Source organism: Methylobacterium sp. 174MFSha1.1 (assembly GCF_900116815.1).
Classification (GTDB): domain Bacteria; phylum Pseudomonadota; class Alphaproteobacteria; order Rhizobiales; family Beijerinckiaceae; genus Methylobacterium.
In genome coordinates, this window is sequence record NZ_FPCB01000007.1 from 21,718 (window position 1) to 30,239 (window position 8,522).

Genomic DNA, 8,522 nt, shown 5'->3' on the forward strand with positions numbered 1-8,522 from the left:
GGGCCGCCTATATACCCCCCTCCGCCTCCGTCGAGAGGCTCCGTCCGCCGACGAGACGCAATGGCGCCGCGCCCCACCGACCTGCTCACCCTGACCCGCGAGGGCCTCTACTGCCCGGCGGGGGACTTCCACGTCGATCCGGTCCGTCCGGTGCCGCGCGCGCTCATCACCCACGGCCATGCCGACCACGCCCGGGCCGGCCACGGGGCGGTCCTGGCGACGCCCGAGACCCTGCGCATCATGGCGGTGCGCTACGGCGAGGACTTTTGCGAGACCCGCCAGGAGGCGCGGCTCGGCGAGGCGATCCGGCTCGACGACGTCACGGTGCGCTTCCACCCCGCCGGCCACGTCCTCGGCTCGGCCCAGATCGCGATCGAGCGGGGCGGCTGCCGGATCGTCAATTCGGGCGACTACAAGCGGGCCCGCGACCCGACCTGCCTACCCTTCGAGGTCGTGCCCTGCGACGTGTTCATCACCGAGGCGACCTTCGGCCTGCCGGTCTTCCGCCATCCGGTCGCCCGGGACGAGGTGCGCAAGCTGCTCGACTCGGTCCGGCTCTTCCCCGAGCGCACCCACATCGTCGGCGCCTACGCGCTCGGCAAGGCGCAACGGGTGATGGCGCTCCTGCGCGAGGAGGGCTTTTCGGATCCGATCTACCTGCACGGCGCGATGGAGAAGCTGACCGAGCTCTACCGGCGCGAGGGCATCCCGCTCGGCGAGACGATCAAGGTCGTGGCGGCGGAGCGGCCGAAGCTCGGGGGCAGGATCGTGATCTGCCCTCCTTCCGCGATCCAGGACCTGTGGTCGCGCAAGTTCCCCGATCCGGTCACCGGCTTCGCCTCGGGGTGGATGCGGGTGCGGGCCCGCGCGCGCCAGAAGGGCGTCGAGCTGCCGCTCGTCATCTCCGACCACTCGGACTGGGACGATCTCTGCCGCACCATCCGGGAGACCGGGGCCGGCGAGGTCTGGGTCACCCACGGCCAGGAGGACGCCCTGGTGCATTGGTGCGGGACCCAAGGCATTCGCGCCAAGCCCCTGCACATGCTGGGCTACGGCGACGAGGGCGAGGCCGAGCCCCAGGACGCCGGGAGCGAGGCCGCGGACGGCAAGGCTGCGGAGAGCGCCGCGTGAACGACTTCGCCCATCTCCTCGACCGCCTCGCCTACGAGCCGCGCCGCAACGCCAAGCTGCGCCTGCTCCAGGACTTCTTTCGCCACACCCCCGATCCCGACCGCGGCTACGCGCTGGCCGCCATGACCGGCTCTTTGAGCTTCCGCGAAGCGAAGCCCGGCCTGATCCGCGGCCTCGTCGAGGAGCGGGTCGATCCGGTGCTGTTCCGGATGTCGCACAACTACGTCGGCGACCTGGCGGAATCGACGGCGCTGATCTGGCCGGGAAGAGGGGCCGAGCCGGGGCCGGGCCACAACAACCCGCCGGTGCCGACCCTGTCCGAGGTGGTGGAGGCGTTGGGCACGATCGGCAAGGGCGAGCTGCCGGCCCGCCTCGCCGGCTGGCTCGACGCCCTCGACGAGACCGGGCGCTGGGCGCTCCTCAAGCTCATCACCGGCGAACTCCGGGTCGGGGTATCGGCGCGGCTCGCCAAGACCGCGGTGGCGAGCCTCGGCGGGCACGAGGCCGACGCGGTGGAGGAGGTCTGGCACGGGCTCGCCGCGCCCTACCCCGAGCTGTTCGCCTGGGTCGAGGGCCGGTCCGGCCCGCCGGAATCGGTCAACCCGGCGCCGTTCCGCCCCGCCATGCTCTCGCACCCGATCGAGGAGGAGGCGGATCTCGACAAGCTCGACCCCGAGGCGTTCTCGGCCGAGTGGAAGTGGGACGGCATCCGGGTCCAGCTCGCCGGTGGGCGCGACCGCGACGGCAAGCAGGTGCAAAAAATCTATTCGCGCACCGGGGAAGATATTTCCGGCGCCTTCCCGGACCTCGCCGAGGCGATCACCTTCTCGGGTGCGCTGGACGGCGAATTGCTGATCCTGCGCGAGGAGCGGGTGCAGAGTTTCAACGTGCTGCAGCAGCGCCTCAACCGCAAGGCGGTGACGGGAAAGCTCCTGCAGGACTTCCCGGCCCATGTCCGCGCCTACGACCTCCTCGCCGAGGACGGGGAGGATTTGCGGCCGCTCGGATTCGCCGAGCGCCGGGCCCGGCTGGAGCGCTTCGTCGCCGGGCTCGACCACGCCCGCATCGACCTCTCGCCCCTGGTCCCCTTCGCCGACTGGCCGGCGCTCGCCGCGGCACGGGCCGATCCGGCTTCGGTCGGCGCCGGGCCGGACGCGGACGCGATCGAGGGCGTGATGCTGAAGCGTCTCACCAGCCCCTACCAGCCCGGCCGGCCCAAGGGCCCGTGGTGGAAGTGGAAGCGCGAGCCCTACCTCGTCGATGCGGTGATGATGTACGCCCAGCGCGGCCACGGGAAGCGCTCGTCGTTCTACTCCGACTATACGTTCGGGGTCTGGCGCGAGGCGCCGGACGGTGCGGAGGAACTGGTGCCGGTGGGCAAGGCCTATCACGGCTTCACCGACGAGGAGCTGGCCAAGCTCGACCGCTACGTCCGCAACCACACCACCAAGCGCTTCGGCCCGGTGCGCGAGGTGGAGTACGGCGTGGGCAAGGGCCTGGTCCTCGAGATCGCCTTCGAGGGCGTGCAGCGCTCGACCCGGCACAAATCGGGCGTGGCGATGCGCTTTCCCCGCGTCAGCCGCATCCGCTGGGACAAGCCGCCGGCCGAGGCCGACCGGATCGAGGCGCTGGAGCGCATCCTCGCCCGCGGCGAGACAGAGGTTCACCCCGGACGGGAGATCGCCGAATGAGACGCGTCGAGATGATCGCGCAGGGACCGCTCGCCCGCCAGGCCACCGGGCGCCTCGTGGTCGACACGACGAGCCCGGGCTTCACCGAGATCACGGCCGAGGTCGCGGGCTTCGTGCGCGAGGCGGGCCTGCGCCACGGCCTCCTCACGGTGTTCTGCCGCCATACCTCGGCCTCGCTGACGATCCAGGAGAATGCCGACCCGGACGTGCGCACCGACCTGATGACCGCCCTCGACCGGCTGGCGCCGCGGGACGCCGGATACGTCCACGGCATCGAGGGGCCGGACGACATGCCGGCGCATATCCGCACGCTGCTGACCGACGCGGCGCTGACGATCCCGCTGGTCGATGGGCGGCTGGCGCTCGGCACCTGGCAGGGGATCTACCTGATCGAGCACCGCGACCGGCCGCACCGGCGGGAGATCGTCTTGAGCCTCGTCGGGGGGTGAGAGGCGGAGCATCGATCTCCCATGCGAGGTCCGCCAGTTCCTGTCCCCCCGAATGGCACCGTCCTTCCACATCCCGAACAGCCGCAGCCTATCCCATCCCGCCGCGGGAGCCTGCACGGGACAGGGCGGTACGCCCAGGGAGACGCCGGCGAAGCCTCTCGACCAATCGAAGACGCCGGAAAGGGCCGGGGGGGGCGGGATCCCTCATGCCGCGTCGCGTGGCCCGGATCGGGGTGGACGACCGGCACCCGTGCCGCCCATCCGGAACACCTGAAGTGGCGGACGAGCGCGGGGGAGGGGCGACCGCGCCGGCTTTTCTGCGTCCAGGATTCGCGTTCAGTTCCCGGATGTCCGCCATGTGCGCCGCAGCAAGCGCTGGAAATCCTGGGAAAATGGCTGGGGCGCCAGGATTCTCAGCACCCCGGCCTTAAGCCGTTGATCCACAAGCAAGACACTGTTTCTGTTGCTATTTTCGCCCTGGCTGTTACGACTCGCTGTTACGACGGCCCGTCCCGGCGACCCCTCGGAACAGCGTATGTGCCTCGCCACTAATATCGCCCGCCGGGCCGGCTCCGCGAGCTATTATGCTCGCCTTGCCGTGCCGAAGGACTTGCAGGCGATCCTCAAGAAGCGGGAGTTGTGGAAGTCCCTCGACACGAAGGACCCGCGAGAGGCGAGGGCACGCGTGGCGCCCGTGCTTGCGAAGTGGCACGCCGACTTCGTGGATCTGCGTCGGCGCCGGGAGGCGAAGCCGGAGGACGTGCAAGCCGCGACGTGGCAGCACTATCAGGAGGAGTTGGCCCACTACCAGGTCGAGCGCCTGAGCTTGCCCAGCGAGACGCAGATCGAAGAGGCCGTCCAGCGCGTCCAACGAAGGATCGAAGCTGGCGACGTTGGAGTGGCGCCATTGGCGTTTATTGACGTAGCCGCAGATGCGCTGGTGCTGAGAGGGCAAAGTGAGCTTCAGCGCGAATTTCGCGCCCGACGTGAGAAGGCCATCCGGAAGCACCTCGCCGCCGGTGAGGTCGGTATCATTGAAGGGCAGGCGCTCGACCTTGTCCGACGCGAGGGTTGGGCGATAGAACCAGGCTCAGCGGCATTCCTCGACCTGTGTCAAAAGCTACAGCGTGCCGAACTTGAAGCGCTCCGCCGGCAGAATGAGCAGGATCAGGGCGACTTTACCGGCGCCCCGCGCGATCCGGCTGTGAAGGGGCCACAGCCAACGCTTCACGCCGTTGCCGCTCCTGGCGAAGGCGTAATGGAGTTGTTCGAGGTCTTCGCCAACGAAAATCCGAAGAACGTCAAGCCCGATACGATCCGCATGAACCGCGAGATCGTCGGCTGGTTTGCGCAACACGTTGGGCGGACATTCCCGGCTTCGAAGATCGATAAGAAGAGCGTGCGTGAGTGGAAGCAGGCGCTTACCAAGTTCCCAATTAAAGCAGCGGAAGTCCGCGAGTTTCGGGGATTAAGCTTTAAGAAGATCATTACCGCAAACGGAGACGCGAGGCGACCGACACTCTCCGACAGAACGATCAATAAATACCTGTCGGCTCTCGGTGCATTTTGCCAGTGGCTTATGCAGAACGGGCATCTAGAAGTTAATCCTGTTGAAGGTATGCAGCTCGGAAAGGAGCGAAACAGATCGAGGGTCAGGCCTTACACGTCCGAGGAGCTGACGCGAATCTTCAACTCGCCCCTGTTCACTGGATGCGTTGCCGATGATCAAGCTCATTGTCCCGGCAATGTGCATTTGTCGGATCATCGATACTGGCTGCCGCTGCTCTCGCTGTTCACCGGCGCCCGGATGAATGAGTTGGCTCAGCTTCTTGTTGGCGACGTGCGCCAAGACCGCGGTCGATGGATTATTCACGTCACCCGCGAAGGCGGTGACGGTAAGACAACCAAAACTAAGGGCTCGCAAAGAGTGATTCCGGTGCATGCCGAACTCGCCCACCTCGGCTTCCTTAGCTATCACGCCAAGCGCATTGCGGCGGGCGACAGGCGCTTGTTCCCAGAGATCGAGTCTGATGCACGAGATCACCTCTCAGGGCACTTCTCTCGGTTCTGGGGTCGCTACATCGCCCGCATCGGCGTGAAGAAGGACGCGAGCGTCAACTTCCACTCGTTCAGGCACGGCATGGCTGACGCTCTGCGCCGCGCAGGTTATCGCGATGAGGAGTTCGGCTTCCTGCTCGGGCACACTCAGGCAACGACTACCGGGCGTTATGGAATTCTGTCAGAGGGTGACTTAGCGCAACGGTGCAAGATGATCGATGCAGTAGATTTCGAGGGGCTTGATCTAAGTCATCTCCATAAATCCCTAGGGCAATGACTAGCGTGGCGCGTCTGACGACTGTCATGGTCTGTCGGACGGAGCGTGCCGGGAACTCCGATCGCCTCTCGACTGCGCTTACAGCCAAACCGATAACGGCTTTCGGTTCCATGGCTTGGATAAGGGCGACGAGGTGTTCGGCGAGGGCTGGGCCGAATGCGACGGTGCCGACATGATCAATGGCAAGATCGCCTTCTGGAACGGCGACGAGACTACCTTCAAGGCTCGTCGCTGGCCGAGGGCATGATGCAGCCTGGCGGTGATCCGGGCGAAGACATCGACGGGAAAGATTTCATGGTCGAAGCGCGTCAGGTGCGTTGAGGGAGGGGGATCGAGCCGGTCGGTGCTCAGATCACGCCCTTGGTGCGGACAGCGTGCGGCGCGGCTGATGCCGCGTGCCGCTGGTGTGCCGGCTGCGTCTGTGCTGGTCTGCTAGCGCTGTAGGTGCGCCGTGGCGACGGCCCACGAGCTGACAGGAGCGCAGCAGACATGACCGGTGTCTTCGCCCACTCGGTGCCGGGCCAGTCGACCGCGCAGTGGGAGCCCCTGGCGGATCATCTCGCCCGGGTGGGCGATACCGCGGCGCGCTTCGCCGACGTCTTCGGCTGGGGTGAGCTGGCGCGGCTCGCTGGCACGCTCCACGATGTCGGCAAGGCATCGGAGGCGTTTCAGGCCTACCTGCACGCCCGAGCCTCAAGCTGCGATCACTCGACGGCGGGCGCCCGCGTAGCCGTAGCCGAATATCCCCTCCCGGTCGGGCGGATGCTCGCCACCATCGTCGCCGGTCATCATGCGGGCCTCGACGACGGTGATGGGATCGAACGCCGGCTCGATGCGCGTCAGACCGCGATTCCCGCCTTCGAGGGATGGCAGAGCCACGCCGCAGCGCTCCCGCCGCTGGTGCAGTTAAAGCCGACGCGGCGCTTCGCCCAGAGCGGGCTGCCGGGCTTCACCGACGCGTTCCTCACGCGGATGCTCTTCTCCTGCCTGGTCGACGCCGACTTCCTGGAGACCGAGCGCTTCTACGCCGGCGCTCGGCCGGTCCCCCGCGGGGGCTACCCCGGGATCGCCGTTCTCCAGGCACGGCTCAGCGCCCATATGGACGGGCTGTCGGCCAAGGCCCGACCCGGCCTGGTCAACTCCGTGCGGGCCGAGGTGCTCGCGGCCGTGCGCGAGCGGGCGGCCCTGGCACCCGGCCTATTCACCCTCACAGTTCCGACGGGCGGCGGCAAGACGCTGGCCTCGCTCACCTTCGCCCTTGACCACGCCACGCGGCACGGCCTGCGCCGGGTCGTCCACGTGGCGCCGTTCACCGCGATTATCGAGCAGACCGCCGCGGTATTCCGCTCCGCCCTCGGGGAGGAGGTGGGCATCCTCGAGCACCACGCCACCTTCGACTGGCAGGACGCGGCGGCCAGAGCCGTGGACAACGGAATCGGCCTCGATCCGGTCTCACGGCTGCGCCGCGCCGCCGAGAACTGGGACGCACCCGTCGTCGTCACCACGGCGGTGCAGCTCTTCGAGAGCTTGTTCGCGAACCGCACCTCGCGTTGCCGCAAGCTGCACAACCTCGCCCGAAGCGTCATCGTGCTCGACGAAGCACAGGCGATGCCCCTGCCCCTACTTCGGCCGTGCCTGGCCGCGATCGATGAGTTGAGCCGCAATTACGGCGTCAGCGTCATGCTCTGCACGGCGACGCAGCCCGCCCTGCGCCAAGTCGACGGTTTCAAGGCCGGGCTGCCGGTCGACGACACCCGCGAACTCGCCCCCGACCCGCCTCGGCTCTACCGGGCGCTGCGACGGGTCGCGGTCGAGCGGCTCGCTGGCCCGATCTCCGACGAGACGGTGGCGCGGCGCTTCGCCGAGGTTCCGCAGATGCTCTGCATCGTCAACAGCCGCCGGCACGCGAAGGCTCTCTTCGACCGGATTGCGCCCCTGCCAGGCGCCATCCATCTCAGCACCCTCATGTGCCCGCGCCACCGAAGGGCTGTGCTCGATGCCGCCCGGGCCGCCCTGCGCGACGGCGCGGTGGTGCGGATCGTCAGCACCTCGCTGATCGAGGCGGGCGTCGACATCGACCTGCCGGAGGTCTGGCGCGCGACGGCCGGCCTCGACGCGGTGGCCCAAGCCGCGGGGCGGTGCAACCGCGAGGGTGCCCTGGCGGGCCTCGGGCGGGTGGTCGTGTTCGAGCCGGCCGACGCGCCGCCGCCCCGTGAGCTCGAAGCTTTCCGGCGCGCCGCCGAAGAGGTTTTGCGGACACGAGACGACCCGCTCGCACCGAACGCCATCCGAGCCTATTTTCGCGAGCTCTACTGGCGCAAGGGTGAGCACGCCTTCGACGCGCCGCAACTGGACGGGGAGACTTGGCCAATCTTGCCCGCTGTCGCCGAGCGGGTGAAGACGCATGCCTTCCCTTTCGCCAGCATCGCGCGGGCGTTCCGCTTCATCGACGATGCCATGGAGCCGGTCATTGTTCCGTGGCGGGCCGATCCTAGGGACGACCGGGCGGAAGCTCTACTGGCCCGGATCGCCGCCATGGACCGCCCCCTCGGCGACGACCTGCGCCGCCTCCAAGCCTACGTTGTTACCGTCCCGTCCAAGCTGCGCGCGCGGTGGCTGGCGCTCGGCCGTCTGCGGCCCGTCCACCCCATGCTCGAAGGCGCTCTGCTGCGCCTTGACGACACGGCGTTCTACGATCCGCGGACCGGCCTGAGGCTGGAGGACGACGTCTACCGCGCTCCAGAGGACAACATTGTCGCGTGACGACGAACCCACGTCGACAGCTTGCCGCGCCGAAGCAGGAGCTCCGATGGCGTTCGAATCCGCTCTCCCGTCCGGGGGCGACCCGTTTCCGCATCGGCCGGGCGGACAGCGAGAGGTTTCGATCCGCGCCCCCGCGAGAGGGCGACTCCTGCG

The 8,522-nt window shown here is 68.1% G+C and carries 6 protein-coding genes; all 6 read left to right on the plus strand.

Annotated elements, in window-relative coordinates; translation table 11 throughout:
- Positions 1-60 precede the first annotated feature (60 nt).
- The 6 genes from BM430_RS05120 to BM430_RS05145 all read left to right on the plus strand — a co-directional run bounded on the left by BM430_RS05120 (position 61) and on the right by BM430_RS05145 (position 8,369).
- A complete protein-coding gene (locus BM430_RS05120; RefSeq protein ID WP_093566074.1) occupies positions 61-1,131 on the plus strand; it encodes a ligase-associated DNA damage response exonuclease in 1,071 nt (356 codons plus the stop codon).
- Positions 1,128-2,822 carry a cisplatin damage response ATP-dependent DNA ligase gene (locus BM430_RS05125; RefSeq protein ID WP_093566075.1) on the plus strand — a complete coding sequence of 565 codons (1,695 nt, stop codon included), beginning with the start codon at positions 1,128-1,130 and terminating at the stop codon, positions 2,820-2,822. The genes BM430_RS05120 and BM430_RS05125 overlap by 4 nt, the downstream gene beginning before the upstream one ends.
- Complete coding sequence (locus BM430_RS05130; RefSeq protein WP_093566076.1) at positions 2,819-3,271, plus strand: secondary thiamine-phosphate synthase enzyme YjbQ; 453 nt, start codon at positions 2,819-2,821, stop codon at positions 3,269-3,271. The genes BM430_RS05125 and BM430_RS05130 overlap by 4 nt, the downstream gene beginning before the upstream one ends.
- A 535-nt stretch (positions 3,272-3,806) precedes the next feature.
- Entirely contained in the window at positions 3,807-5,606 is a 1,800-nt protein-coding gene (locus tag BM430_RS05135) for a site-specific integrase (protein WP_093566077.1), read from the plus strand.
- A 115-nt stretch (positions 5,607-5,721) separates the two neighbouring features.
- Positions 5,722-5,853, plus strand: coding sequence for a hypothetical protein (locus BM430_RS35520; RefSeq protein ID WP_280142264.1), 132 nt, complete (start codon positions 5,722-5,724; stop codon positions 5,851-5,853).
- A 242-nt stretch (positions 5,854-6,095) separates the two neighbouring features.
- Positions 6,096-8,369, plus strand: coding sequence for a CRISPR-associated endonuclease Cas3'' (locus tag BM430_RS05145; protein WP_093566079.1), 2,274 nt, complete (start codon positions 6,096-6,098; stop codon positions 8,367-8,369).
- Positions 8,370-8,522: the final 153 nt, after the last annotated feature.